The organism is Sanguibacter keddieii DSM 10542, assembly GCF_000024925.1.
GTDB classification, from domain to species: domain Bacteria; phylum Actinomycetota; class Actinomycetes; order Actinomycetales; family Cellulomonadaceae; genus Sanguibacter; species Sanguibacter keddieii.
Genome location: NC_013521.1, coordinates 1,823,975 through 1,850,790, shown reverse-complemented (window position 1 = coordinate 1,850,790; position 26,816 = coordinate 1,823,975). Strand labels below are relative to the sequence as shown.

The window sequence follows — 26,816 nt, the reverse complement described above, 5'->3', positions numbered from 1 at the left end:
GACGCACGGATGCTCCTCGGGCACCGCCCCGCTGCCTGCTGGCTCCTTCAGCTCTCGAACGCCCAGATAGCCGCGTCCAGGTCGCCGGCGCGCCAGCCCTTCTCGGAAGCGACCTCGCGGATGAGGGCGGCGAGGTGCGCGTAAGAGTCGTCGGCGATGCCCGCAGCAGACATCACCTTCCGGATCCTGCTGTCGATCGCGACGCCCGAGGGCAGGCCGACGAGGATGTCCAGGTAGTCGACCGTCTTGGGACCGACGTACTTCACCGTCCGCAGCTGCGTGCGGAGGGCTGCGCGGGACTCGGGGGCGGTGAGCCGACCCCGGAGATCGTCGACCGTCTCGATCTCAGCCAGCTCGAAGACCGTCGTGAGCTCGCTGATCTGCGCCAGCCGAGAGGACTCCCGCCAGGCGATCGTCTCGCTCAGTGCTCCACTCTCGATGCGACGCCGCATCCCTGTGGTCGTCGATGCATCCGGCCAGGCGTTCTTGAGCCTGATGACGCGCGGGAGGACGACTGCCGTGTACTTCCGCTGCCGCTGAAGGACCGCATCGACGATGACGGCCCCTACGTGATCCCACCCTCGGGTCGTCTCTTGGCCGCCGTCGATGCCATTCGTGTCCAAGAATTCGAGGAGCCGTGCTCCGTCGCCGCTCAGTGTCATGGGCTCAGGGTGCCAGAGGCGACGATCTCTTCGAGCAAGAACCACTCCGCCGACCAACTAATCACCCGAAGTTCGTCAGGGAACGAGGGAAGTTGTTCTCCGCGCGGACTCCGCGTACTTCTTCCGAGCGGCTCGGGTGCGCTCCCGCTGATTCCTCAGCTGTCCTAGCGTCACCCCCGCTTCGGCACCACCGGCCCCGGTCTCGGTCAGGCTTCTCAGCTTTGCCGCCTGGAGTACCTCCCAGTAGGCCTCTGTGGCTAGGTCAGAGATCTCGGGCTTCACGAGAACACTCAGCCGGCTCATGGCTTCGTCGATCTCGGAGCGATCGAAGGAAAGGTCCGGGACTGAGGCCAGGCTGAGGAATTCGCTGTCGTGCCCAAACCCTACGGACAAGCGATACCAGTCCTCCACCGGACGCCACAGGCCGTACAGCGCCCGCAGGACCGAAGCGTGAGCCTCTTGGTCTCGCTCGCGTGCCTGTTCTGCTCGCGCTCTCGCGTCTCGCTCGGCGTCACGACGATTGTTGAGGATCTGCTGCGCGAGGAGCGCAACGCTCGTCAGAGCAACGGGGACCACTGCGATCAGGAGTGTCTGCCACCATGTCATGGGCGAAATGATGGCACGGCTGCACAAAGACCGATCGTGGTCACGTCTGTTGGGGCAGGAGTGGGCGGGATCCCAGTCGCGACCGCAGCGCGAGGACCCCGCCTCGACGGACCCGGCCCGGCTCGAACGGGCAACCACCCTCACCTGCTGCGGTCGGACGCACCATTACCGGGTAGACGCGCCTTGGGCGGGTTCGCCCGCGAGCATAGCGGAGGCCCGCACCGTCGGGCGAGAGTCCGTCTGGCGCTGCGCTACGACGACCGCTTCCGGACCACCGCGCGGAGCGCCTCACGGTCCGGGTTCATCCCGAGCGCGGTGAGCTCGGCGACGAGGTCGTCGACCTGCTCGTCCTCGCTCTTGCGGCTGTCGACCGCGAGCTTCACGGGCTCGGTGCGTCCTGCTGCACCGGTGCCTTCGCTGCCGTCTGTGGGTGTCCCGGTCATGTTCGTCCCTCTCGTCGTGCTGTCATGCTGTCGTCTCGTCAGACCCTAGATCGTCTAGGCCCGACCCCGCAGCCCGCAGCCCGCAGCCCGCAGCCCGCAGCCCGCAGCCTACGGTGCCGTCGTCGTGTCGACGCGCACCCGCAGAGCTGCCGTGTACCCCGACGTCGCGTCGCCGGTGACGGTCGCCATCTGGAGAGCACCGCCGTCGTCTCCGAAGACCATGTCGCTCGCCAGCGAGACCTGCGACAGGTTCTCGGACGACCCGTCGTACCCGGGCAGGGCGTACACGGTGCCGGAAATGCCCGCGGGCAGGGCGACCTGCGACGTCGCGATGACGTTCGCGGCGTCGGAGATGGAGTCGACGTCGTGGTACACCTCGAAGTGGACGTGTGGCCAGCGGCCCGTGTAGCAGCCAGGGAAGATGGTGGTGAAGGTGACCTTCCCGTCCGCGTCGGCCACCTGCACTCCACGCAGGTAGGTCACGTCCTCGAGCCCGTCGGAGTACATGGAGTACCCGCCCTCGGCGTCGCAGTGCCACACGTACACGGCGACGTCGCGGAACGGGACGTCGCCTCCGGCCATGTCGAGGATCGAGAGCGTGAGGGTCAGCGGCACGCCCGCTGCCGTCGCCCCACCGTCGATGCTCGACCGGATGTCGCTGCGGACGATGCCGGACTGCTCGAGCACGTCGACGCCGTTGGACCCGTCCGCCGGGAACGGCCCGGCGGTCTCCTCAGGGATCTCCCCCGACGCGAGACCCGAGTCCCCGCTCGACGCACCAGAGCCTGGGCTCGTGGACCCGGTGCTGCACGCGGCGAGGGCCATCGACCCGGCGCCCAGCCCCAGGAGCGACAGCACCCGACGCCGGCTGACGAGCGTCCCGAGGTCGAAGGCGACGCCCTGGTCGACAACCTCCTCGTCGGCCCGCTCGAGCAGACGCCCCTCGTACGCGGGGCCGAGGTCGGTCTGCTCGGGTTCGGGGATGCGCGTCACGGTTGTTTCCTGACGTTCGAGGGCCGTTGGAGCCCGAAGGCTCGCACGCCCGCCTCGAAGAACACTGGGGCTAGGCTGAACCTCGGCTGTTAGAGCCGGCACACAGCTGATTTTCGTCCGGTGCAAGTCGAGGGACCGACACCCGGACAGCATTCACCACGACACAGGGGCCACATGCACTTCTTCCCAGCGATCCTCGGCTACGTAGTCCTCGCCGTGACCCTCGGTGCCGTCGTCGTCGCGCAGCGGTCCGGGGCGATCCGGCGGGACTCCGTCGTCGGCATCCGTACCCAGAAGACGCTCCGCAGCGACGAGGCCTGGGACGCCGGGCACCAGGCCGCGGCACCGTACCTCGTGGGTGCGGCGGTGGTCGCGGTTCTCGTCGCCGCAGCCCTCGCGGTAGTCGGTGCCACGGGCGCCTCGCAGACGGTCGGGGACGTCGTCGCGCCATCTGGATACCTCGTGGTCCTGGCGGGCGTCGTGATCGGCGCGGTCGCGGCCGGCAAGGCCGCGGACCGGGTCGCGCCGCCGGTCAGATAGGAGCGCTGCAGACCCAGAACATCAGCAACCGCGTATCAGTCCTGCCGGCCGAGCGGAGGAGCGAGGAGTGCGGCTGGCTGAGAGGCAGGAGCAGCACGTCGCTGGGGCGATCCGCACGATTCCGACTGACTTGGGTCTGGAGTCGGAGCAGGAGGCTCGGGTGTCTGAGATGGTGCCGCAGCATCCACGGCTCCCCGCCAGCGGCGTGCCCTGAGCATGCCTGAGACCCGCGCACCGGCTTCGTCGCGCTCGACCTTGCCCCAGCCCTCCCAGGCCATCAAGAGTCCGAAGAGCATGAGCACGAATGCCAGGGCCCCAGGTATCCACGATGCCCACGACGGCCCGTCCCACATGAGCACGGCTACCGGGAACAGGAACGCCCACACGAAGCCGCCACCGATCGCCTGCCAGTCTCGGCGCCTGCGGTCTACGGTCATGAGTTCGGTCAGCCGAGCTTCGATGTACGTCATGAGCTCGGCACGGCTCACGCTCTCGGCGGGAAGTTCCTTCCAGATTCGCAGGTCGTGCTCGATGGTGTCTCGCCGGCGCCGGTTGGGCACGAGCTTGGTCTGGAAGCGTGCGGCAGCGAGCACCCCGATCAGGGTGAGAGCGGAAGTGACGACTGTCTCGATCATGGCCGGAGCGTACCGATGGCGACGTCGTGGCCTGCGGTCGCCGCCCGCGAGTTCGAAGAAGTCACCCGCAGCACCTGGCCCCTACCCACCTCACGACTCTCGTGCACGTACCCGACGACGAGTACGCGCCAGCATCCCCAGGATCCCGTACCAGGTCAGGCCCGCCCACTACCCTCGGTCCCACCCTCTCTGACCACCGACGACGCGACGGAGCCCCCCGTGGACCTTCAGCCTGACCGGACCTCACGCACCCCACGAGGTGCAGCCCTCTGGGCAGGCACGAGCGCTACAGCCGGGATCCTCGCGGCTACGGTGCTCGAAGCCACCCCGGCGTGGACGATGCTCGTCGTCCTCGTGGCGCTCCTCCCAGCCATCTCCCTCCTCGCCCCACGGGTGCGGTTCGCCGGTCATCTGTCGGTCGTGACCGGGATCGGCGTCGTGTCCCTCGGCGCGGTGCTCGAGTCTCGCGCACTCGTCCACCCCGTCCCGCTGCTGGCCGACGGTGACCTGTCGACCCTCGCCGCCGGGACGCGTGCCTACGTGCCGTTGGCTCTGGTCGTGGCGGGCGTCGCGCTCGTCCTCCTCGGACTGGGGTGGTGGCGGCGGAGCCGCGCGTGGGTGGTCTCCGGGATGGTTGTCGTCGCCGTGCTCGCCGTAGGTCTGCTGCTCGCCCTGCTCGCACGGAACGCCTACCTCTCGTCGAGGTATCCCGAGGTCCCGTCCTTCGACGTGAGCTTCTGGTTCGAGGCCCTCACCTGGTCGATCGCGTGCGTGGCCTCGGTCGTCGCCGCTGCTCGACCGCCTGCCCTCGCCCACCACTCGTCCGTCCCGGATGGTGAGAGCACCTCCACCCCCGCCCCCAGCCGGCGCGCCGTCCTGGTCGTCACCAGCCTCGTCGTCGTCGGCGCGGTCGGTGGCGCTGCGGCCTGGTGGTGGGACGGGTACGCGCCGCGCATCGTCCTGGCCGACGCCTTTGCCGACCCTGCCCTCGGCCGGTGCGTCGGGAGCATGCTGGGATCGACCGAGAAGACCTCGAAGTCGGCCCTCGCAGACCTCTCCTTCCTGGAGTGCCCTGGCAAGGACGTCGGCGACCTCGACGGGATCGACCGCCTGCAGGGCCTGAACACCCTCGACCTGAGCGGCAACCGACTCGGCGACCTGACCGAGCTCGGCACCCTGGAGGACCTCAGGCACATCGACCTCTCGTCGAACGCAGTCAGCGACCTCTCGCCGCTCGCGCCTCTCGTGCAGCTGAGCACCCTGACGCTCTCGAGCAACCAGGTGCAGGACCTCACCCCGCTGGCCGGGATGAGCCGGCTGGTCGACCTGGACGTGGCCGGCAACCAGGTGATCTCGCTCGCCGGGGTCGGGTCCCTGACGTCGCTCCAGTACCTCGTGCTGTCGGGCAACCCTGTCGCCGACCTCACCGAGCTCGGGCAGCTGCCACTCCTGGGCGAGCTCGTGGCTGCCGATGCACAGATCGCGGACCTCTCGCCGCTGGCGTCGAGCACCGGGCTGACGAGAGTCACGCTGGACCGCAACGAGGTGGTCGACCCGTCCCCGCTGTGCGGCTCCCCCGTCCTCGCCTACCTGGCGGTCAGCGACAACAGGATCACCGATGCCTCGACGCTGAGCGGCTGCCCGGCGCTCAGCGAGCTGTGGCTCGGCGGCAACCAGGTGACGGACGTGTCACCTCTGCTCGAGGTGCGCACCCTCCTCGGGGTCGACCTCTCCGGCTCCGGCCCCACCGTCGACCGAGGCGTCGAGCAGCTCCGGGAGAGCGGGGTCTACGTCGGCGGCCTCGCCTCAGGGCGCGGCTGACCAGACGCAGAAGAGCGCCCCGCTGCTGCGGGACGCTCTCCTGGAACCATGCCGTGCTCTGACCTAGGTCAGTACCCGGTCTCCGTGGCCTCCGGGTAGTACTGCTTGTACTTGCGCCAGAAGTTCGCGGTCATCAGCTCGATGACCAGTCGCCTCTTGAGGCCGCCGTCGGCGCGGTACCGCAGCGGGTGTACGACACCCTTGCGCTTGACGACGCCCTTGAGCCGGGACTTCAGCCCGGGCTCGAGGATGTACCGCATGAGCAGCTTGACCGGCACGACGGTGTACAGCACCTCGCCGGTGGCGCGCACCGGCTCGATGCGGTTGCCGTGGACCTGGTCCTCGACGAGCACCCGTGCGGGGTTCGCCCCGGCGGCGGTGACGTAGTAGTTGTTGCGGCCGATGCGCGGGTTCATCTCGAAGTACACGTGGCGCCCGGTGCGGGGGTCCCACTTGTAGTCGAAGTTCGCGAACCCGAGGTACCCGACGCGGTCGAGGAACCTGCTGGCCGCCTCCATGGCGTCCTCGTACGGCTCGGTGAGGATCGCCGCGGGGATGCCGAGCGTGCCGGGCGTGTGCTCCTCGAGGAGCACGCGCCCGGTCGCGAGCAGCGTGATCTCGCCGTGCGAGTCGCGGTACGCGGTGAGCGACCGCATCTGCGTCTCGTCACCGGGGATGAACTCCTGCACGAGGAAGGTCCCGGTGTACCCGGCGTCGACGAGGTGGCCGAGCAGCTCGTCGAGCTCCGCCCGGGTCTCGACGTGGTGAATCTTCTTCTTGCCGGGGAACGAGATGTAGTGGTACTCGGCGCTCGACGACGGCTTCGCGACGACCGGGAACTCCAGGTCGACGTCGAGACCGGCGACGAGCGACCGTCCTCCCCGTGCCGTGAGGTCCGCGACGTCGACCGCCACGGTCCGCGGCGTCGGGATGTCCAGCTCGTCGCACACCTCGGCGAAGGCCTCCTTGGAGGAGACCACGTCGAGCACGTCGAGCGTGCAGAACGGGATGAGGTAGTGCTTCTCGAGCCGTTCGCGGTGCTCGATGATGGCGCGCACGTACCAGTCGGCGTTCGTGAGCAGCAGCAGCTGCACACCGGGGTGCTCTGCTGCGACCTTCTCGAGCGCGGCGACGAGCTTCTCGGGCTCGTCGATGCCGGGCGTGACGACGTTCGTGACGAACGTCGAGTCCGTCATCGCACGGGTCGCGACGCTGGAAAGGACCAGCGACCGCGAGCCGTACTGCTCGTGGAAGGCGCGCAGCAGCGCGTAGACGCCGATGTCACCGCCGACGGCTACGGGGAGGAAGTCGACCATCCGTCAGGACTCGGTCGACTCGCTGCGGTCGAGCGACCACTCCGTGTGGAACACGCCGGCCTTGTCGGTCCGCTGGTACGTGTGCGCACCGAAGAAGTCGCGCTGCGCCTGGATGAGGTTGGCCGGGAGGCGGTCCGCACGGACGCCGTCGTAGTACGACAGCGACGACGCGAAGGCCGGGGTCGGCACACCGTTGAGGGCAGCCTGCGACACGACGCGGCGCCAGGCGCTGACACCGTGGCCGACGGCCGAGACGAAGTACTCGTCGGCGAGCAGCAGCGGCAGCTCGGCGTTGCGCTCGTACGCCTCGGTGATGCGGTTGAGGAACCGGGCACGGATGATGCAGCCCCCGCGCCAGATGCGAGCCATCGCACCGCGGTCGATGTCCCAGCCGAACTCCTCGGACGCGGCCGCGATCTGGTCGAAGCCCTGCGAGTACGCGACGACCTTGGAGGCGTAGAGCGCGAGGCGCACGTCCTCGATGAAGGCCTCGCGGTCGGTGATGTCCCAGGCGCCGGCGTGGGCCTCGAGGACACCGTTGGCGGCGGTGCGCTGCGGCACGGAGCCGGAGAGCGCACGCGCGAAGGTCGCCTCGGCGATGCCGGTGATCGGCACACCGAGGTCGAGGGCGTTCTGGACCGTCCAGCGGCCGGTGCCCTTCTGCTCGGCGCGGTCGAGGATGATGTCGACGAAGGCGCTGCCGGTCTCCGCGTCGACGTGCTGCAGCACGTCGGCGGTGATCTCGATGAGGAACGACTCGAGGTCGCCCTTGTTCCACTCGGCGAAGATCTCGCCGATCTCCTTGGCGGAGGCACCCAGGCCCTGCTTCAGCAGGTCGTAGGCCTCGGCGATGAGCTGCATGTCGGCGTACTCGATGCCGTTGTGCACCATCTTGACGAAGTGGCCGGCACCGTCGGAGCCGACGTAGGTGCAGCACGGCACGCCGTCGACCTTCGCGGAGATGTCCTCGAGGATCGGGCCGAGCCACTCGTAGGACTCCTTGGAGCCGCCGGGCATGATGCTCGGGCCGTTGAGCGCGCCCTCCTCGCCACCGGAGACCCCGGTGCCGACGAAGTGCAGGCCGTGCTCCTTGAGCTCGGCCTCGCGACGACGGGTGTCGGGGAAGTGCGCGTTGCCGGCGTCGATGACGATGTCACCCTCGTCGAGCAGCGGGATGAGCTCGGCGATGACCGCGTCCGTGGGGCCGCCGGCCTTGACCATGATGACGACCTTGCGCGGCTGCGCGAGCGAGGCGACGAAGTCCTCCATGGACTCGGACGGGACGAAGTCCCCGTCGGTGCCGTGGTCCGCGATGAGCGACTCGGTCTTGGCGTAGGAGCGGTTGTGCACGGCGACGGTGTACCCGTGCCGGGCGAAGTTCCTCGCGAGGTTGCGACCCATGACTGCGAGTCCTGTGACGCCGATCTGTGCGCGTGCTGACATCCGAGCTCTCTCCTTGGCCTTCGACGGGCATTCACCTGCCACTGCATGCTTCCAGACCACCCTAGCCCTGGGGGCCGACGGCGCCTGCGGAGTATCACGATGCGTACGTCACCCTCTCGCGGGTAACGATCGAGACACGCCCGCGGCACCGGGCGTGGCACACGGGGCTTCGTCGCACGTCAGCCCTACAGTGCGAGTGTGATCAACACCGCAGGCGCCCAGGTCCCCGAGGCCTTCGTGCGCGCCCTGCAGTCGCTGCGCCGGCCTCGGCTGCGTCCCGGGCTCGAGCTCGAGGAGGTCCCCGCCCCCGTGCGCGTGGCCCCGTTCGCCGCCGCCCTCGCGGGCACGCTGAGCCGTCCGGGCTCCCCCGACGACGAGCTGGCCGACGGCAGGTTCATCGTGCTGCACGACCCCGAGGGCCGGGACGACTGGCAGGGCGACTTCCGCGTCGTGACGCTCGTGCGCGCCGAGATCGAGCCAGACCTCAGCACCGACGGCCTGCTCGGCGACGTCGCCTGGAGCTGGCTCGTGGAGAGCATCGCGGACCGGGTGGGTGAGGTCGTGGCGCTGGGCGGCACGGTCACACGCTCGATCAACCAGAGCTTCGGTGCGCTCGACGAGCAGCCCGACACGGTCGAGCTCGAGATCCGCGCGTCGTGGACGCCGGTCGCACCCGACCTCACCGCGCACCTGCACGCCTGGGCCGACCTGCTGGGCGCTGCCGCTGGGCAGCCGCACCACCTCGAGGGCGTGTCCTCGCTCGACGACCGCCGGTGACGATCCTGCGCCGCGCGCGCCACCGCTGGTCTCGCCAGCGGCCCGTCGCGCCCGCGTCACCCGCTCGACGCAATACCGTTGTCCTATGACCTCCACAGCACCCGTCGGCGAGCCGAGCTCTCCGGCGCCCGGAGCAGCAGCGACCGTCGACCAGCCCGAGGCGCCCACCGTGACCCCGCTGACCGCTCCGGCCGACGGTGTGCCGCGCGTCGTCGACACCCCCTCCGCGCTCGCCCGGGCGGTCACCGCCTTCGCCTCCGGCAACGGGCCGGTGGCCGTCGACGCCGAGCGCGCCTCCGGCTACCGGTACGGGCAGAGCACCTACCTCGTCCAGCTGCGCCGCGAGGGTGCGGGCACCGTGCTCATCGACCCGGTCGCCCTGCCTGACCTCTCCGCCATGAGCGACGCGCTCGACGGCGTCGAGTGGGTCCTGCACGCGGCCTCGCAGGACCTGCCCGGACTCGCCGAGCAGCACCTCGTCCCGTCGGCGGTGTTCGACACCGAGCTCGCCGCACGGATCCTCGGCATGGAGCGCGTGGGCCTCGCGGCCGTCGTCGCCGAGGTCCTGGGCCTCGGCCTCGCCAAGGAGCACTCGGCGGTCGACTGGTCCACCCGCCCGCTCCCCGACGCCTGGCTGCTCTACGCCGCGCTCGACGTCGAGGTCCTCGTGGAGCTCCGTGACCGCATGGCCGAGCGCCTCGAGGCTGCCGGCAAGACGGAGTGGGCCCGTCAGGAGTTCGAGGCCGTGCGCCTCACCGGCCCGGCCGCCCCGCGCGTCGAGCCGTGGCGTCGGGTCTCCGGCAGCCACACGCTGCGCCAGGCGAGGCAGCTGGCCGTGGTGCGCGAGCTGTGGCTCACCCGCGACGAGAACGCCCGCAAGCGCGACATCGCCCCGGGACGCGTCCTGCCCGACCGCGCCATCGTCGCGGCAGCGCAGGCGATGCCCCGCACCGTCCCGGCGCTCACGAAGCTCCCCACCTTCGCCGGCAAGGGCACGCAGCGCCGAGCGGTGCTGTGGCAGTCGGCCATCGACCGGGCTCTCGCCCTGCCGCAGTCCGAGCTCCCGTCGCTGCACGGTCCGCGCTCGGACGCACCGCCGTCGCCCCGCAGCTGGGCAGACCGCGACCCGCTGGCCGCCGCACGCCTCGAGGCAGCCCGCGAGCTCGTCACCCGGCTGGGTGAGGAGCACCACATCCCGGTCGAGAACCTGCTGCAGCCCGACGCCCTGCGCCGGCTGTGCTGGACTCCCCCAAAGCCCATCACCGCCGAGACGGTGGCCGAGTTCCTGCGGGGGCGCGGGGCACGTGCCTGGCAGACCGACCTGCTGGCCGGCCCGCTCACGACGGTGCTCACCGAGGCCCGACCGGCGCCGCCGGAGGCCCCCGCCGGGTCTGCCTGACGGTAGGGTCTGAGAAATGCTCAGCATCGACGTCGTCACCGACCAGCCCACGTGGGACGGGGAGGTCCTCCCCCTCGGCGGGCACCCCCTCCAGCTCTGGGGCTGGGGTGAGCTGAAGGCCGCGCACGGCTGGCGCGCGCTGCGCCTGCGCGTCACCGAGGAGGGCCGCACCGTGGGGCTCGCCCAGGTGCTCGTGCGCCCGCTGCCCAGCGTCTTCCGCGCGCTCAGCTACGTGCCGCGAGGGCCCGTCGTCCCCGACGAGACGGACCGCGCACGCGTCTGCGACGCCGTGGCCGACTACTGCCGCCGGCAGGTCCGCGGTGTCGGCATCACCTTCGAGCCCGACTGGGACGCTGCCGACGCCGCCCTCGACATCACCGACGGCCGCATCGCCGAGAACCCGATCCTCTACCCCGAGACGCTGATCGTCGACGTCACGCAGACCGAGGACGCGCTCCAGGCCGTGATGTCCAAGTCGACGCGCTACGACATCCGCAAGGCCGGGCGCTCCGGCCTGGACGTCCGACGCGTCACCGACGAGGACACGGTCCGCGCCGTCCTCGGCGTCTACCACGAGACGGCGGAGCGCGCCGGGTTCGCGATCCACACCGACGAGTACTACCTCGACATCCACCGGATGCTCGGCGAGCACTCGGTGGTCGTCGCGGCCTTCGACGAGGACGGCTCGCCCGTCGCCTTCGTGTGGTGCGTGTCCTCCGCGACGACGTCCTTCGAGCTCTACGGCGGCATCAACGACCGCGGCCGCAAGCTGCGTGCGAACGCCCCCGTCAAGTGGGAGTCGATGATGGAGGCCAAGCGCGGCGGCCTGACCCGCTACGACATGAACGGGCTGCTCAACGACGGCATCTCCGACTTCAAGCGCAGCTTCGCCCAGCACACCGACACCCTCGTGGGCAGCATCGACGTGCCGTTCTCGTTCTGGTACTCGACGTGGAACCGCGCCCTGCCCGCCGCCAAGAAGGTGCTGCGCTCCGTCAAGCGCTGAAAGCGCTGACCTTCCCCGGGCGGCTACCGCGCCGGGTCGAGCTCTGCCATGCCCGGAGAGCGCCTCGGGCAACCCCTGGACACACCTCCGTGCACCACTCCGTGCATCTGACTGAGACTGCCGGTAGCATGTACCTCGTCGGCGGACCGCCGACCACAGGACACCGTCGTCCACCAGTCAGGAGCCCAGCGAATGACCACCTCTGCTCACCGGCCCACCGCTCGCGACGTCGTCTTCGTCGACGGCGTGCGCACGCCGTTCGGCAAGGCCCGCCCCGACGGCCTCTACGCCCACACCCGGGCCGACGACCTCGCCGTGAAGTCCGTCCGTGAGCTCGTCCGCCGCCACCCGTCCCTGCCGCCGGAACGCTTCGACGAGGTCGCCATCGCCGCGACCACCCAGAGCGGCGACCAGGGCCTCACCCTCGGCCGCTCGGTCGCGGTGCTCGCGGGCCTGCCGCGCTCGGTCCCGGGCTACGCCGTCGACCGCATGTGCGCCGGCGCGATGACCGCGGTCACCTCGACCGCGTCGGCGATCGGCTTCGGGCAGCAGGACGTCGCGCTGGCCGGCGGGGTCGAGCACATGGGTCACCACCCGATGGGCTTCGACGCCGACCCGAACCCGCGCTTCGTCTCCGAGCGCCTGGTCGACAAGACCGCGCTGATCATGGGGGCCACGGCCGAGAACCTGCACGACCGCTTCCCCCACCTCACCAAGGACCGAGCAGACCGCTACGCCGTCGCGAGCCAGGAGCGCTACGCCGCTGCCCTCGCCGCGGGCCAGATCAGCCCTGACCTCGTCCCGGTCGCCGTGCGCTCCCCCGAGCTCGGCTGGGGGCTCGCCACGGCCGACGAGCTCGCACGCCCGGGCACCACGGTCGCCGACATCGCCCACCTCAAGACCCCGTTCCGCCCCGGAGGGAAGGTCACCGCCGGAAACGCCTCGCCGCTGACCGACGGCGCGGCGATGTGCCTGGTGGCGTCTGGCGACACGGCAGCCGAGCTCGAGCTGCCCGTCCGCATGCGCATGGTGTCCTTCGCCTACGCGGGAGTCGCCCCCGAGGTCATGGGCATCGGCCCGGTGCCGGCCACCGAGCGTGCGCTGCGCACCGCAGGGCTCTCCATCGACGACATCGGCATCATCGAGGTGAACGAGGCCTTCGCCGTCCAGGTTCTCAGCCTGCTCGACCACTTCGGCATCGCCGACGACGACCCGCGGGTCAACCCCTACGGCGGCGCGATCGCCGTAGGGCACCCCCTCGCGGCCTCAGGTGTCCGACTCATGACGCAGCTCGCCCGGCAGTTCGCCGAGCGGCCGGACGTCCGGTACGGCATCACGACGATGTGCGTCGGCCTCGGGATGGGCGGCACAGTCGTCTGGGAGAACCCGCAGCACGCCGACTACTCCGGCCACACCACCACGTCGCACGAGAGCTGAGGACACCCCATGACCGGAACGACCTCGACCCAGACGCACGACACCTCTGCGCACGACGCCCCGACGAACAGCGAGGCCCAGCCTCGCGGCGAGCGCGTCACGCGATCCCTGGTCCGCGACGTGACGCTCCCGAGCGGCGGCACCCTCGCCCTCGTCACCCTCGACAACGGCCTGGACCACACCAAGCCCTCGACCCTCGGTCCGCTCGGCCTCGCCGAGCTGCACACCGCCCTGAGAGCCGTCACCGAGCGTGCTGCCCGTGGCGAGATCGTCGCGGCCGCCGTGACCGGCAAGCCCTTCGTGCTCGCCGCCGGGGCCGACCTCACGGCCGCGAGCGCCGTCACCACCCGCGACGACGCGAGGGCGCTGGGCAGCGCGGGCCACGCGGCCTACCGGCTGCTGCAGGAGATGGCCGTCCCCACCTTCGCCTTCGTCAACGGCGTCGCGCTCGGCGGCGGCCTCGAGCTGGCCCTGGCGTGCACCTATCGCACGGTTGCGACGGACGTGCCCGCGATCGCGCTCCCGGAGACCTCCCTCGGGCTGGTCCCGGGGTGGGGCGGCTGCTTCCGGCTGCCCCGGATCGTGGGGATCGAGAAGGCGATCGACGTCATCCTCACGCGTCCCGCGGCGAACAAGCCCTTCACCGGCCCGCAGGCCTACGAGGCGGGCATCGCCGACGCTCTCCTGGACTCTGCGGACTTCCTCGAGCAGTCGATCGTGTGGGCCGATGCGGTGCTGCGTGGCGAGATCACCGTGGAGCGTCCCGACCTGGCGCCCGCGGAGGTCTGGCAGGCGACGGTCGACGGCGCACGCGCACGGGTCGACGCGCTGCTCCACGGCTCGCGCCCGGCCCCCTACCGGGCTCTCGACCTGCTCGCTGCGGCCCGGGACTCCGACCCGGACACGGCGTACTCGGCGGAAGACGACGCGCTCGCCGACCTCATCATGAGCGACGAGATGCGGGCGTCGGTGTACGCCTTCCAGACCGTCAACCGGGCGAAGAAGCCGGTCGGCGCCCCGGCACGCGACCTGGCTCGGCCGGTCACGCAGGTGGGGATCGTGGGTGCCGGGCTCATGGCCGCCCAGCTCGCCCTGCTCTTCGCACAGCGCCTCGGAGTCCCCGTGGTGATGCGCGACCTCGACGACGAGCGTGTGCAGCACGGCCTCGACCACGTCCGCGCGACCGTCGAGAAGCTCGTGTCGACCGGGCGGGTGCCCGCCGAGAAGGGCGCGGCGATCGCCGCCGGCATCCGCGGGACCACGGTGCTCGACGACCTGTCCGGGTGCGACTTCGTCATCGAGGCCGTCACCGAGGTGCTCGGCCTCAAGAAGAAGGTCTTCGCCGAGCTCGAGGGCATCGTCTCCCCCGAGACGATCCTGGCGACCAACACCTCCGCGCTGTCGGTCACGCAGATGGCCGAGGGTCTCGAGCACCCGGAGCGCGTGGTCGGGCTGCACTTCTTCAACCCGGTGGCGCAGATGCCGCTCGTCGAGGTGGTGCGGGCGGAGCGTTCGTCCGACGAGGCCGTCGCCACGGCCTTCGCCGTCGCGAAGACCCTGCGCAAGACGGCGGTACTGGTCCGGGACCGTCCGGGCTTCGTGGTCAACCGGCTGCTCGTGCTGCTGCTCGGCGAGATCGTCGACGTGGTCGAGGCCGGCACGCCGGTCGAGGTGGCTGACAGGGCGCTGCGCCCGCTCGGGCTCCCCATGGGACCCTTCGCGCTCTTCGACCTCGTGGGGCCTGCCGTCGGCCTGCACGTGCTGACGTCGCTGCGTGAGGACCTGGGCGACAGGTTCCCCGCCTCCCCCGCGCTCGAGAAGATCGTGGCGGAGAAGGTCCCTGTGGTCCTGCCGTCGCCCGCTCGCGGTGTCCCCGCTACGGTCGACCCGGCGCTGCAGGCCGTCTTCGACGAGGTGCGCGACCCAGGACGGGACCAGGTGGTCCTCGACGAGGCCGGTGTCCTCGACCGGGTGCTGCGCACGCTGGCCCGGGAGGTCGGGCTCATGCTCGACGAGGGCGTGGTGTCCGAGGCGTCGCAGATCGACCTCTGCATGATCCTCGGGGCGGGCTGGCCCTTCAGCGCCGGCGGGATCTCCCCGTACCTCGACCGGGCAGGCGTGTCGGAGTCGGTCCTGGACCGACGGCTGCTGCCGGACGGCGTCGCGAACGTCCCGTCGCAGGCCTGACAGGACAGCACCAGCTAGACCAGACCGCGAGGGTCTGACAGACGACGAACCCCTCGGACCCGTTGCTCACGGGGACGAGGGGTTCGTCGTCGGGTGCTTCTGGGGACGTGCCCTGCTCAGATGAGCACCCGGTTCGTCGTGTGCTGCAGGACGATGCCGTTGCCGTCGGGGTCGTCGAAGGTCGCGAAGCGGCCCCAGGGCTGCTCCTCGACCCCGCTGGTGAAGGTGACGCCTGCCTCGGTGAGCCGGGCGACGTCGGCGTCGAGGTCGTCCGTCTCGAGCACGACGCCCTTGAGGTCCCCGGGCTTCATCGTCGGGAACCAGGTGACCAGGGTGATGCTGGTGTCCCCGCGTGGCGGTGCGAGCTGGAGCCATCGCATCTCGGGGGTCATCTGACGGTCCCCGAGCACCTGGAACCCGAGGACGTCACGGTAGAAGTCGCGCGAGCGGTCCTGGTCGGAGACCGGGACGGAGAACAGCTGGATCTGTGAGATAGCCATGCTCCACTCTGGCATCCCCCGAGGCAGAGGGCATGTCGGTGGCCCAGGGCACGTCGGCCGTCCGGCACCTGTCGGTGGCTCAGTAGACCTTGAGCCCCTTGCTGCGGAACTGCTCGCGCACCCGATCGAGGAGCTCGGTGGTCGGCGGCTCGACGTCGCCGAGCTCGTAGGTCATGCCGAGGGCCTTCCACTTGTCCTGGCCCATCTGGTGGAAGGGCAGCACCTCGACCCGGGACACGGAGGACAGGGTCGCGGCGTACTCGGCGACCGACTCGACGTTCGCGACGTCGTCGGTGAGGCCTGGGACGAGCACGAACCGGAGCCAGATCTCGATCCCCTTGTCGGCGAGCCGGCGACCGAAGTCGAGGGTGGGCTGGAGCTCGCGCCCGGTGACCTTGGTGTAGGTCGCCTCGTCGCCCGACTTCACGTCGAGGAGCACGAGGTCGACGTCCTCGAGCATCTCGTCGGTGCACGACGCGCCGAGGTACCCGGAGGTGTCGATCGTGGTGTGGATGCCCTCGGCCTTGGCCCCGGCGAGGATGGTCGCGGCGAAGGCGGGCTGCATGAGCACCTCGCCGCCCGAGATCGTGAGTCCGCCACCCGTCGAGCGGAAGACGGCCTTGTAGCGACGGATGCGACGCAGCAGCTCGTCGGAGGTGACCGACTCGCCGTCCTTCATCTTCATGGTGTCGGGGTTGTGGCAGTAGAGGCAGCGCAGCGGGCAGCCGGCGAAGAACACCGTCATCCGTGTCCCGGGCCCGTCGACCGCGGTGACCAGCTCCCAGGAGTGGATGGAGCCGAGGGTCCCGGCGCGCATCTGGGCGAGCCTGTCGCCGCGGCTCGCGTCCGACACCTCGAGCCCCTCGGTACCCGCGCCCACCGTGCGGTGCTCGGGGGCCTCGAAGTCCTTGTCGAAGGTGGAGGCGGTGCTCTGAGCGCTCATGGTGCTTCCTCTGGGCAGGTGTGCTCGGTGGCGCCGGTCGAGCCGGCCGGGCGGTGGTGGCTGCCCGGCCGGGCAGCCACCACCGCGGGTCGGGTCAGGCCGACTGGTGGAACGTGCGGGTCAGGACGTCCAGCTGCTGCTCGCGCGTCAGCTTGACGAAGTTCACCGCGTAGCCGGAGACCCGCACCGTGAGGTTGGGGTAGTTCTCCGGGTTCTCGATCGCGTCCTCGAGGGTCTCCCTGCTGAGGACGTTGATGTTGGCGTGGAAGAGGCCCTCGGTCATGCCGGCGTCGAGGATGCCGACGAGGTTGCCGACCTGCTCCTCCTTGTTACGCCCGAGACCCGACGGGGTGATCGTGTTCGTCAGCGAGATGCCGTCGAGCGCGTCGTCGTAGTCGAGCTTTCCGACCGAGAGCATGGAGGCGACCATGCCGTGCGTGTCCATGCCGTTCTCCGGGTTGGCGCCCGGGGAGAACGGCTCGCCCTTGCGGTGGCCGGAGGGGAAGCTGCCGGTCGCCTTGCCGTAGACCACGTTCGAGGTGATGGTCAGGACGGACTGGGTCGGGACGGCGTCGCGGTAGAGCGGCAGCGCCCGGATCTTGTCCATGACGGTCTTGACCACGAGCTGGGCGATCTCGTCGGCCTTGTCGTCGTCGTTGCCGTAGACGGGGAAGTCGCCCTCGGTGACGTAGTCGACCACCAGGCCGGTCTCGTCGCGGACGGGGGTGACCTTGGCGTACTTGATGGCCGAGAGGCTGTCGGCCACGATCGACAGGCCGGCGATGCCGCAGCCCATCGTCCGGACGATCTCGGAGTCGTGGAGCGCCATCTCGATGGCCTCGTAGGCGTAGCGGTCGTGGCTGTAGTGGATGATGTTGAGCGCCTCGACGTAGGTCTGGACGACCCAGTCGAGCATCGCGTCGTACTTGGCCCACACCTCGTCGTAGCGCAGGGGCTCGTCCGAGGTGATGGCCTCGTACCCGGTGACGACCTGCTTGCCGCTCATCTCGTCGCGCCCGCCGTTGACCGCGTAGAGCAGGCTCTTGGCGGCGTTGACGCGCGCGCCGAAGAACTGCATCTGCTTGCCCACGCGCATCGGGGACACGCAGCAGGCGATCGCCGCGTCGTCGCCCCAGTGCTGGCGGATCTGGGCGTCGGACTCGTACTGGATGGCCGAGGTCTCGATGGAGATCGCGGCGCAGAAGTCCTTGTAGCCCTGGGGCAGGTCCTCGTGCCAGAAGATCGTGATGTTCGGCTCGGGGGCCGGGCCGAGGTTGCGCAGCGTCTGCAGCAGGCGGAACGACGTCTTGGTGACCTGCGTGCGGCCGTCGTCGCCGAAGCCCGCGTCGGACCAGGTGGCCCAGTACGGGTCGCCCGAGAAGATCTGGTCGTAGTCGATGGTCCGCAGGAAGCGGGTGATGCGCAGCTTGATGACGAGCGCGTCGACGAGCTCCTGGGCCTCGGACTCGGTGAGCGTGCCCTCCGCGAAGTCGCGCTCGATGTAGGTGTCGAGGAACGCGGAGAGGCGTCCGATGCTCATGGCGGCGCCGTCCTGCGACTTCACGGCGGCGAGGTAGCCGAAGTACGTCCACTGGACGGCTTCCTTGGCGGTGGCGGCGGGGCGACCGAGGTCGAAGCCGTACTGCTCGCCGAGGTTCTTGAGCTTCTTCAGTGCCTTGACCTGCTCGGAGTGCTCCTCGCGGTAGCGGGCCCAGCTCTCGGAGAAGCCCTGGTCGGCGACGAGGTCCTTGTCCTTCATCTTCTCGGAGATGAGGAAGTCCACGCCGTACAAGGCGACGCGGCGGTAGTCGCCGATGATGCGGCCGCGGCCGTAGGAGTCGGGGAGCCCGGTGATGATGTGCGAGGACCGCGCGGCGCGGATCCGCGGGGTGTAGATGTCGAAGACCCCTTCGTTGTGGGTCTTGCGGTACTTGGTGAAGATCTCCTTCACCTGCGGGTCGGGCTCGAGGCCGGCCTCCTTGATGGCGGTCTCGACCATGCGCCAGCCGCCGTACGGCATCATCGCGCGCTTGAGGGGGACGTCGGTCTGGAGTCCCACGACCACGTCGTCCTCGGCGCTGATGTACCCGGCCGGGAAGGCGTCGACGTCGGCCGGGATGTGCGTGTCGACGTCGAAGACGCGCTTGGCGCGCTCGACGGAGAGGTAGTCCTTCTCGAGGGTGTCCCACACGGACAGCGTCTTCGCCGTCGGACCGGCGAGGAACGACGCGTCGCCCTCGTAGGGCGTGTAGTTGCGCTGCATGAAGTCGCGGACGTCGACCGCGTCCGTCCACGGGCCGGCCTCGAACGTCCGCCACGCCTCGGGGGCGGCGGCTCCAGCCGTGGTGGCGGGGCCGTCTGCGGTAGTAGTCATCGTCGTCTCCTTCGTCCTGCACTGACCGTTTGATCGTGCTTCCAGACTATGGAGATATTCATAGGACGACTTGGGACCTTCGGCCCTCGTCCGACCAGGGCGGCGAGGCGTGCGTCACACGCCTCGCCGCCCCTCAGCGGGCCAGCAGGTCCAGCACGTCGCGCGCCACGTCGGGCGCGGTCAGCCGGTTCGCGACGACGATCTGGTCGCGCGTCGCGTGGTCGAGGAACGCCGACGGCAGGCCGACCGTGTGCACGGGGACACGCACCCCGGCCTGGCCGGCGCGCTCACCGAGCAGCGCACCGATGCCGCCCTCGGCGAGCCCGTCCTCGAGGGTCACGACGAGGTCGTGCTCCCCCGCCATCTTGACGAGCATCGAGGGCATCGGCAGCACCCACGTCGGCGAGGCGACGGTGGTGTCGAGGCCGTGCGCGGCGAGGATCGAGCTGACCTCGAGGGCGGTGGTCGCCATCGAGCCGATGCCCACCACCAGGACCTTGCGCGGGGAGTCCGCACCGGCCGGGACGTCGTGGGTCTCCCGTCCGATGACGTCGACCCCGTCGGTCGAGTCGAGCGCCGGGATCGCGTCGCCGACCGACCCCTTGGGGTAGCGCACGACGCTCGGGGCGTCGTCGACGTCGACCGCGGTCCGCAGCGCGGCGCGCAGCGTCGCCTCGTCGCGCGGGGCGGCGAGGTGCAGGCCCGGCACGATGCGCAGCATGGCCATGTCCCACATGCCGTTGTGGCTCGCGCCGTCGTCACCGGTGATGCCGGCACGGTCCAGGACGAAGGTCACGCCCGCGCGGTGCAGCGCCACGTCCATGAGGACCTGGTCGAAAGCACGGTTGAGGAAGGTCGCGTAGAGCGCGACGACCGGGTGCAGGCCGGCGAAGGCCATACCGGCGGCGCTCGTCGCGGCGTGCTGCTCGGCGATCCCCACGTCGAAGGTCCGCGTCGGGAACGCCTTCTCGAAGGGCGCGAGGCCGACCGGTGCGAGCATCGCCGCGGTGATCGCGACGACGTCGGGGCGGGCGTGGCCGATCGAGACGATCTCGTCGGCGAACACCTTGGTCCAGCCGAAGCGCGAGGGCGCGACGGGCAGCCCGGTCTCGGGGTGGATCTGGCCGACGGCGTGGAACCTGTCGGCGACGTCCTGCTCGGCCGGGCTGTAGCCCCGGCCCTTCTCCGTGATCACGTGGACGAGGACGGGCGCACCGAAGGTTTTCGCGCTCGTGAGCGCGCGCTCGACGGCGCCCACGTCGTGGCCGTCCACCGGCCCGATGTACTTGATGCCGAGGTCCTCGAACATGCCCTGCGGGGCGACGACGTCCTTGATGCCCTTCTTCAGGCCGTGCAGCGCGTCGTAGGCGACACGTCCGGGCGGGCCCGAGCGGCGCAGCGTGCGCCGGCCCCACGAGAGCATGCTCTCGTAGCCCTGGGTCGTGCGCAGGGTGTCGAGGTGGTGTGCCATGCCGCCGATGGTGGGCGCGTAGGAGCGACCGTTGTCGTTGACCACGAGCACGAGCCGGCGGTCGTGCCCGTCGGCGATGTTGTTGAGCGCCTCCCAGGCCATGCCACCGGTGAGGGCGCCGTCGCCCATCACGGCCACGACGTGGCGGTCGTGCAGGCCACGGACCACGTTCGCCTTCGCGATGCCGTCGGCCCAGCTGAGCGCGGTCGAGGCGTGCGAGTTCTCGACGATGTCGTGCACGGACTCCGCGCGGCTCGGGTATCCCGACAGCCCCTCGCGGCGACGCAGGTCGCCGAAGTTCTGACGCCCGGTGAGCAGCTTGTGCACGTACGACTGGTGGCCCGTGTCGAAGACGAAGGAGTCCGTCGGCGAGGCGAACACGCGGTGCATGGCGATGGTCAGCTCGACGACGCCGAGGTTCGGGCCGAGGTGCCCTCCCGTCCGCGACACGGACTGGACCAGGAACGTACGGATCTCTGCCGCGAGCTGGTCGAGCTGCGCCGGGCTCAGCCGGCGGAGGTCTGCCGGCGACGCGATGGTCTCCAGGACTGCCATGGCCACTCCTCCTTGCTGCGTGCGCTGCGCCGGGGAGGCCCCGCACACGCCGTCGTCGTGCGGATGCACGGTGATCCACTCTATAAGCGTGCGCGCGAGAGCACCGCCCGGGGGCGGGCAGGATGCCCGGATCGTCTGGGAGTGTCGCCATGCTCACACAGTTCCGCCACGCCCGGCGCGGGTTCGTACACTGGACCCATGCGCTTCTTGGACGGACAGACCCCCACGACCGACCTGACCTACGGGGACGTGTTCCTCGTCCCCGGCCGGTCCGAGGTCACCTCACGATTCGACGTCGACCTCTCGAGCACCGACGGGACCGGCACCACCATCCCGCTCGTCGTCGCCAACATGACGGCCGTCGCCGGCCGCCGCATGGCCGAGACCACGGCCCGCCGCGGTGGCATCACCGTGATCCCGCAGGACATCCCGACCGACGTCGTCGCCGACGTGGTCGCGAGCGTCAAGGCGAAGGACCCCGTCGTGGAGTCGCCCGTCGTGGTGTCCCCCCACGACACCGTGCACACCGCGCTCACGCTCATCGGCAAGCGCTCCCACGGCGCCGCGGTCGTCGTGGACGGCGACCGCCCCGTCGGCGTCATCACCGCCTCCGACTGCACCGGTGTCGACCGCTTCACCCAGGTCCACCAGGTGATGTCCGCCAACCCCACGTCGATCGACGCGCAGGTCCTCGAGGCTGCCGGCGCCGACGGCCTGCGTCGCGCCTTCGACCAGCTGCACGAGTCGCGCCGCAAGCTCGCGCCCGTCGTCCGCGACGGCCGCCTCGTGGGCGTCCTCACCCGCACCGGCGCGCTGCGCTCGAGCATCTACGACCCGGCGCTCGACGGGAGCGGCCGCCTGCGTGTCGCGGCCGCCGTAGGGATCAACGGCGACGTCGCGGCCAAGACCGAGGAGCTCCTCGCCGCCGGCGTCGACGTCCTCGTGGTCGACACCGCCCACGGGCACCAGTCGAAGATGATCGCGGCCCTCAGGGCCGTCCGGTCCGTGTCGCCCAAGGTCCCCGTGGTCGCGGGCAACATCGTCACCGCCGAGGGCGTCGAGGACCTCGTCGAGGCCGGGGCCGACATCATCAAGGTCGGCGTGGGCCCGGGCGCCATGTGCACCACCCGCATGATGACCGGTGTCGGTCGCCCGCAGTTCTCCGCCGTCCTCGAGTGCGCCACGAAGGCCACCGAGCTCGGCAAGCACGTGTGGGCTGACGGCGGCGTCCGCCACCCGCGCGACGTAGCCCTCGCCCTCGCGGCTGGCGCCTCGCAGGTGATGATCGGCTCGTGGTTCGCCGGCACGCACGAGAGCCCCGGCGACCTCCACGACGACGGCAACGGCCGCCTGTACAAGGAGAGCTTCGGCATGGCCTCGGCCCGCGCCGTGGCCGCACGCACCGCCGGTGGCTCGCCCTTCGACCGGGCTCGCAAGTCGCTCTTCGAGGAGGGCATCTCGTCGTCGCGCATGTACATCGACCCGAAGCGTCCCGGGGTCGAGGACCTCATCGACGAGATCACGTCGGGCCTGCGCTCCTCGTGCACCTACGCGGGCGCCACGAGCCTCGCCGAGTTCGCCGAGCGTGCCGTCGTCGGGATCCAGTCCGCCGCCGGCTACGAAGAGGGCCGTCCGCTCCCCGCCGGCTGGTGACCCACCTGCCACAGCCCTCGACCTCGGTGCGGGGAGCGCTCGACGCGCTCGTCCGCACCGGGGTCGACTGGGGCTGGCGCACCGGGCCCGTGCCCGGTGCGCGCACACCGCTGCCCGAGCGAGAGCGGCCCGCCACGACCCGGCCGGCCGCAGTCCTCGTGCTGCTCGGCGAGAGCGAGGGTCTCGGCGGTGGTCTTGGGCGCGCACCAGCCCCCGCCGGCCTCGACGTCCTGCTCGTCCAGCGAGCCGCGTCGCTCAACCACCACCCGGGCCAGATCGCCTTCCCCGGCGGTCGACTCGACCCCGAGGACGACGGTCCCGTCGGCGCCGCGCTGCGCGAGGCGGTCGAGGAGACCGGGCTCGACCCGACCGGGGTCGACGTCGTGGGCACTCTCGGCGGCCTCCCGCTCCCCGTGAGCAACCACGTGGTCACCCCGGTGCTCGCCTGGTGGGCCCGACCGACCCCTGTCGGCGTCGTCGACGCCGGGGAGTCAGCCGCTGTGTTCCGCATCGCCGTCACCGACCTGCTCGACCCCGCCAACCGCCGCCTGGCACGGGTGAGCCGCGCGGGCCGCTCTCTCGACAGCCCGGCGTTCCTGGTCGACGACCGGCTGGTCTGGGGCTTCACCGGCATCGTGCTGGACCGCGTGCTCGACGGGCTCGGGTGGACCCGCCCGTGGGAGCCGCAGGTGCTCGACATCCCGGTCTGAGCGATGCTGCAGTGCGGGGCGGTGCTGCTGAGCGTGGCGGTGCAGCCGGCTATCGAGCCGTCTCTGCCGCCACCATCTGCTGCTCGAAGAACTCGAGCGCGTACGGCAGCGCCGTTGTCGCGGTCGTCCAGCTGTGCCCGAGGCCGGGCTCGGTGCGCAGCCCGACCGGCTGACCGCGCGCCTCGAGACGCTCGGCGAGGTCCTCCGCCGTCGCCGGGACCTCCGGGTCCGGCTCGCTGGTGCCGTAGTCGAGGAACACTGCGGTCGGGTCGGTGAGGTCGACGGTGTCGACGTAGTCGCTCGGGCTGTGCGCGGCCACCTCGTCGGCGGTCGAGAGCCCGGCCCCCTGAGCGTCGCCCGGGTTCCCGTAGGGCATGATCGCGAGGATCGTCCCGGTGTCTGCGGAGTGGCGCAGCCCTTGGTCGAGGGCGCAGTACGCCCCGGCGGACATCCCGCCGATCGCCTGGTACTCGCGGCCCGTGGCCACCGGGTAGTGGTCGTCCACCCAGGGCATCACGACGTCGCGCAGGTAGGTCTCCACCTGGGAGCCGCCGCGCGTCGAGTCGACGCAGGTGACCTCGCTCTGGTCCCGCCCGTTCATGTCCGGGGCGACGACGATCATCGGGCGCACCGCCCCAGACGTGATGAGCGAGTCGAGGACCGCCGGCAGGCCCGCCCCGAACCAGTCGGCGGACCCTCCCGGAGAGCCGTGGATCATCACGACGACCGGGTAGAGGGTCTCCCCCGAGTCGTCGAAGCCCGGGGGCGTGTAGACCCACGTGTCGCTCGGGTCGACGCTGAGGTCGGCGGGGGCGTCGATGCGCACCGAGCCGAAGGCGCCGGTCCCCGTCGGCAGGTCCGCCGGGTCGGCTGCGACGGTGGCGACGGTCGCGCCCGGCACCGGCCCAGTACGCACGGGCGGCACCTCGAGCCGCGGCCCCAGGCCGAGGTGGATCGCGAGCGAGTCGACCGTCGGCAGGTACCCGACCCACGTGTTCACCCCCACCCCGATGGCGAGCAGGAGCGCCCCGACCCCCGCGAGGACCAGGTGCCAGCTGCGTGGGCGGCGTGCGTGCGGGCGGGCCGCGGTCGGAGCGCCGGCGCCCTGTGCGGCCCTGGTCGCCCGGCGGTGCCGCACCCTCCGCACCACCGCGAAGGTCACCGCCCCGCCCGCGAGCACCGCCAGCACCACGACCGTCCACCACGACGAGATGAGGTCCGTCGGGACGACGTGCACCGAGGCTGAGCTTCTCGAGGCCGAGCTTCCCGCGACGCCACCTCCGAAGGCCGCGCCTCCCGAGACCATGCCTGCCACGGCCGCGCTCCCCGAGACCGTGTGCACCGGCCACGCTCCTCTCGAGCCGTTCCGGCTCCTCAGGTCTTCCCTCGATCTTCCACCCCGATCCTGGGCGTCTGCCGAGAGCCACGCCGACAGGAGCGCGGGAGGCCGGTGGGTTCCGCACCGGAGCGCATAACCTGGTGCCATGCCCGCCACGCTGCTGCGCCCCGCCCCCTCGCCGGTCCTCGCCTCGTGACCGCCGCGCACGCGGCCGAGCCCGCGCCCGGGGCAGCGGCAACACCCACGGCGACCGTCCTGGTGGTCCAGCACGCCGCCTGGGAGGGTCCGGGCCTCGTCGGTCGCGCCCTCGACGAGCGCGGCGTCTCGTGGCGCTCTGTCACCGTCCTCGACGACCCCGACCCCGCCCTTCCCGACGTCGGGTCGCTGGCGGGCCTAGTCGTCATGGGCGGCGGTATGGGAGCGCTCGACGACGCCACGCACCCCGGCCTCGCCGCCGAGCGCCGCCTGCTGGCAGAGGCCACGGCAGCCGGCTTCCCCGTCCTGGGCATCTGCCTCGGGATGCAGCTGCTGGCCGTCGCCCTCGGCGGTGAGCTGAGCACGGCGCACGGCGAGGAGATCGGGGTGGCCCCCGTGTCGCTCACGGGCGCCGGCCTGCGCGACGCGTACCTGTACCCGCTGACCGTCGACGCCTCGCCCGACCCCGAGGTGCTCCACTGGCACGGCGACGCCGTCTCGGCGCCCCCGGGTGCGACGGTGCTCGCGTCGACGCCCCTCACCCCGGTGCAGGCCTTCCGGTCCGGCAGCGCGGTCGGCCTCCAGTTCCACCTCGAGCTCGACGCCGCGCACGTCGACGAGTGGCTGGACCAGCCCGAGATGGCCGCGGAGCTCGGCCCGGGCGTGGCCGACCAGATGCGCGCCGACGTGGCGCGCCGGATGCCGAGCCTCGTCCCGCGGGCCCTGGTGGTCTTCGGTGCCTTCGCCGACGAGGTCCGCGCCCGCCGGGACCGGCTCGCGGCCGCTGCCTCTGGCTCTGGCGACGACGGTGTGAACCAGGGTGGCTGACCGCCCCGCAGCCGAGGTCGACGTCGACGTCCCGCTCGTCCGACGCCTCCTCGAGGCGCAGTGCCCCGAGATCGACGGCGTCGGCCGCACCGCCGACCTCTCGCTCGAGATCGTCGGCGAGGGCTGGGACAACGTCATGCTGCGCCTCGGGAGCTCCCTGGCCGTCCGTGTCCCTCGGCGTGACCTGAGCGCCCGGCTGGTCGTCCACGAGCAGCAGTGGCTCGCGGAGATCGCCCGTCGCGTCGACGTGCTCGTGCCCGCACCGGTCGTCGCCGGCACGCCGTCCGACGAGTACCCGTGGCACTGGTCCGTGGTGCCCTGGGTCGAGGGGGTCGCCGCCGGGTCGGTCGACCGCTCACGTCTCCGTGGCGTCGCCGCTCCGCTCGCCAGGTTCTTCAACCAGCTGAGGACGCCAGCGCCTGCCGACGCGCCCACGAGCGCCGTCCGTGGCGGTCCGCTCGCCAGCCGCGACGCCGTGGTCCGAGACCGGCTCGCCCACCTAGACCACCCGCGCCGCGACGAGCTGGCACGCGCCTGGGACGTCGCCCTCGCTGCACCGGTGTGGGAGGGCCCAGCCCTCTGGCTGCACGGCGACCCCCACGCCTACAACATCGTCGTGTCCGACGAGGACGTGGTGTCTGGAGAGTTCGTCGTGTCCGACGAGGACCTCGCGTCTGAAGACCCCGCGGCCGACGTGACCCTGCGAGCCGTCGTCGACTTCGGCGACATGACCTCGGGCGATCCGGCGGGCGACCTCGCGGCTGCATGGCTGATCTTCGACGTGGCCGGCCGGAGGACCTTCCGCGACACCGTCGATGCCGAAGCTGCAGGATCCGCCGTGCTGCTCGACCCGGCGGTCTGGGAGCGTGCACGCGGGTGGGCCCTCGTCCTCGCGACGGCCCTCCTGGCGCACAGCGACGACGCGCCCGATCTCGCGGCGGCGGGCAGGCAGACGGTCGATGCGCTTCTCGACGACGTCTGAG

At 71.1% G+C, this 26,816-nt stretch carries 23 protein-coding genes; 11 read left to right on the top strand and 12 right to left on the bottom strand.

Annotated elements, in window-relative coordinates:
- Positions 1 to 47: 47 nt before the first annotated feature.
- The 4 genes from SKED_RS08075 to SKED_RS08060 all read right to left on the bottom strand — a co-directional run bounded on the left by SKED_RS08075 (position 48) and on the right by SKED_RS08060 (position 2,704).
- The gene (locus tag SKED_RS08075; protein ID WP_012866653.1) at positions 48 to 662 is read right to left on the bottom strand and encodes a hypothetical protein; all 615 of its coding nucleotides are present in this window, start codon (positions 660 to 662) and stop codon (positions 48 to 50) included.
- A 75-nt stretch (positions 663 to 737) separates the two neighbouring features.
- A complete protein-coding gene (locus SKED_RS08070; protein ID WP_042437878.1) occupies positions 738 to 1,268 on the bottom strand; it encodes a hypothetical protein in 531 nt (176 codons plus the stop codon).
- 251 nt (positions 1,269 to 1,519) lie between these two features.
- Positions 1,520 to 1,711, bottom strand: a complete 192-nt coding sequence (locus SKED_RS08065) for a hypothetical protein (protein ID WP_012866651.1) — start codon at positions 1,709 to 1,711, stop codon at positions 1,520 to 1,522.
- A gap of 108 nt (positions 1,712 to 1,819) precedes the next feature.
- Positions 1,820 to 2,704 carry an intradiol ring-cleavage dioxygenase gene (locus SKED_RS08060; RefSeq protein WP_012866650.1) on the bottom strand — a complete coding sequence of 295 codons (885 nt, stop codon included), beginning with the start codon at positions 2,702 to 2,704 and terminating at the stop codon, positions 1,820 to 1,822.
- Positions 2,705 to 2,878: 174 nt separating this feature from the next.
- Here SKED_RS08060 and SKED_RS08055 point away from each other — a divergent pair, with 174 nt between their 5' ends.
- Positions 2,879 to 3,244 carry an SdpI family protein gene (locus SKED_RS08055; protein WP_012866649.1) on the top strand — a complete coding sequence of 122 codons (366 nt, stop codon included), beginning with the start codon at positions 2,879 to 2,881 and terminating at the stop codon, positions 3,242 to 3,244.
- Positions 3,245 to 3,279: 35 nt separating this feature from the next.
- Here the strand turns inward: SKED_RS08055 and SKED_RS19965 are convergent, their stop codons facing one another.
- Complete coding sequence (locus tag SKED_RS19965; protein WP_143755695.1) at positions 3,280 to 3,879, bottom strand: hypothetical protein; 600 nt, start codon at positions 3,877 to 3,879, stop codon at positions 3,280 to 3,282.
- Between the two features lie 312 nt (positions 3,880 to 4,191).
- Between SKED_RS19965 and SKED_RS18950 the strand changes: the two genes are divergently transcribed.
- Positions 4,192 to 5,700, top strand: a complete 1,509-nt coding sequence (locus SKED_RS18950) for a leucine-rich repeat domain-containing protein (RefSeq protein ID WP_052293879.1) — start codon at positions 4,192 to 4,194, stop codon at positions 5,698 to 5,700.
- 68 nt (positions 5,701 to 5,768) lie between these two features.
- Here the strand turns inward: SKED_RS18950 and SKED_RS08045 are convergent, their stop codons facing one another.
- Together SKED_RS08045 and gndA are read right to left on the bottom strand one after the other, a co-directional pair.
- Positions 5,769 to 7,016 (bottom strand): carboxylate--amine ligase, encoded by a 1,248-nt coding sequence (locus tag SKED_RS08045; protein ID WP_012866646.1) that lies wholly within the window; start codon positions 7,014 to 7,016, stop codon positions 5,769 to 5,771.
- 3 nt (positions 7,017 to 7,019) lie between these two features.
- On the bottom strand, positions 7,020 to 8,459 hold the full coding sequence (gene gndA / locus SKED_RS08040) for an NADP-dependent phosphogluconate dehydrogenase (RefSeq protein ID WP_012866645.1): 1,440 nt from the start codon (positions 8,457 to 8,459) through the stop codon (positions 7,020 to 7,022).
- A gap of 198 nt (positions 8,460 to 8,657) precedes the next feature.
- Here gndA and SKED_RS08035 point away from each other — a divergent pair, with 198 nt between their 5' ends.
- From SKED_RS08035 to SKED_RS08015, 5 genes are all read left to right on the top strand, one after another.
- Positions 8,658 to 9,236: a DUF3000 domain-containing protein gene (locus tag SKED_RS08035; RefSeq protein WP_012866644.1), complete on the top strand. Its 579-nt coding sequence runs from the start codon at positions 8,658 to 8,660 to the stop codon at positions 9,234 to 9,236.
- Between the two features lie 85 nt (positions 9,237 to 9,321).
- Entirely contained in the window at positions 9,322 to 10,635 is a 1,314-nt protein-coding gene (locus SKED_RS08030; RefSeq protein ID WP_012866643.1) for an HRDC domain-containing protein, read from the top strand.
- 16 nt (positions 10,636 to 10,651) lie between these two features.
- Entirely contained in the window at positions 10,652 to 11,641 is a 990-nt protein-coding gene (locus tag SKED_RS08025; protein ID WP_012866642.1) for a lipid II:glycine glycyltransferase FemX, read from the top strand.
- A 192-nt stretch (positions 11,642 to 11,833) separates the two neighbouring features.
- Positions 11,834 to 13,078 carry a thiolase family protein gene (locus SKED_RS08020; protein WP_012866641.1) on the top strand — a complete coding sequence of 415 codons (1,245 nt, stop codon included), beginning with the start codon at positions 11,834 to 11,836 and terminating at the stop codon, positions 13,076 to 13,078.
- 9 nt (positions 13,079 to 13,087) lie between these two features.
- Positions 13,088 to 15,265, top strand: coding sequence for a 3-hydroxyacyl-CoA dehydrogenase NAD-binding domain-containing protein (locus SKED_RS08015; protein ID WP_012866640.1), 2,178 nt, complete (start codon positions 13,088 to 13,090; stop codon positions 15,263 to 15,265).
- A 116-nt stretch (positions 15,266 to 15,381) separates the two neighbouring features.
- Here the strand turns inward: SKED_RS08015 and SKED_RS08010 are convergent, their stop codons facing one another.
- The 4 genes from SKED_RS08010 to dxs all read right to left on the bottom strand — a co-directional run bounded on the left by SKED_RS08010 (position 15,382) and on the right by dxs (position 21,108).
- A complete protein-coding gene (locus SKED_RS08010) occupies positions 15,382 to 15,765 on the bottom strand; it encodes a VOC family protein (protein WP_012866639.1) in 384 nt (127 codons plus the stop codon).
- A gap of 79 nt (positions 15,766 to 15,844) precedes the next feature.
- Positions 15,845 to 16,708 carry a pyruvate formate-lyase-activating protein gene (pflA, locus tag SKED_RS08005; RefSeq protein ID WP_012866638.1) on the bottom strand — a complete coding sequence of 288 codons (864 nt, stop codon included), beginning with the start codon at positions 16,706 to 16,708 and terminating at the stop codon, positions 15,845 to 15,847.
- 94 nt (positions 16,709 to 16,802) lie between these two features.
- Positions 16,803 to 19,082: a formate C-acetyltransferase gene (gene pflB, locus SKED_RS08000; RefSeq protein WP_012866637.1), complete on the bottom strand. Its 2,280-nt coding sequence runs from the start codon at positions 19,080 to 19,082 to the stop codon at positions 16,803 to 16,805.
- A gap of 133 nt (positions 19,083 to 19,215) precedes the next feature.
- Positions 19,216 to 21,108, bottom strand: a complete 1,893-nt coding sequence (gene dxs / locus SKED_RS07995; protein ID WP_012866636.1) for a 1-deoxy-D-xylulose-5-phosphate synthase — start codon at positions 21,106 to 21,108, stop codon at positions 19,216 to 19,218.
- A 198-nt stretch (positions 21,109 to 21,306) separates the two neighbouring features.
- On the opposite strand from dxs, the gene guaB1 reads away from it, so the two are divergent.
- Both guaB1 and SKED_RS07985 read left to right on the top strand, forming a co-directional pair.
- Entirely contained in the window at positions 21,307 to 22,761 is a 1,455-nt protein-coding gene (guaB1, locus tag SKED_RS07990; protein ID WP_012866635.1) for a GMP reductase, read from the top strand.
- Positions 22,758 to 23,471, top strand: a complete 714-nt coding sequence (locus SKED_RS07985) for an NUDIX hydrolase (RefSeq protein WP_012866634.1) — start codon at positions 22,758 to 22,760, stop codon at positions 23,469 to 23,471. Before guaB1 ends, SKED_RS07985 begins: the two co-directional genes overlap by 4 nt.
- 49 nt (positions 23,472 to 23,520) lie before the next feature.
- Here the strand turns inward: SKED_RS07985 and SKED_RS07980 are convergent, their stop codons facing one another.
- Positions 23,521 to 24,813 (bottom strand): alpha/beta hydrolase, encoded by a 1,293-nt coding sequence (locus tag SKED_RS07980; protein WP_012866633.1) that lies wholly within the window; start codon positions 24,811 to 24,813, stop codon positions 23,521 to 23,523.
- Between the two features lie 189 nt (positions 24,814 to 25,002).
- Here SKED_RS07980 and SKED_RS07975 point away from each other — a divergent pair, with 189 nt between their 5' ends.
- Positions 25,003 to 25,833, top strand: a complete 831-nt coding sequence (locus SKED_RS07975) for a type 1 glutamine amidotransferase (RefSeq protein WP_012866632.1) — start codon at positions 25,003 to 25,005, stop codon at positions 25,831 to 25,833.
- Positions 25,826 to 26,815: an aminoglycoside phosphotransferase family protein gene (locus tag SKED_RS07970; protein ID WP_012866631.1), complete on the top strand. Its 990-nt coding sequence runs from the start codon at positions 25,826 to 25,828 to the stop codon at positions 26,813 to 26,815. The genes SKED_RS07975 and SKED_RS07970 overlap by 8 nt, the downstream gene beginning before the upstream one ends.
- The last annotated feature ends 1 nt before the right edge of the window (position 26,816 follow it).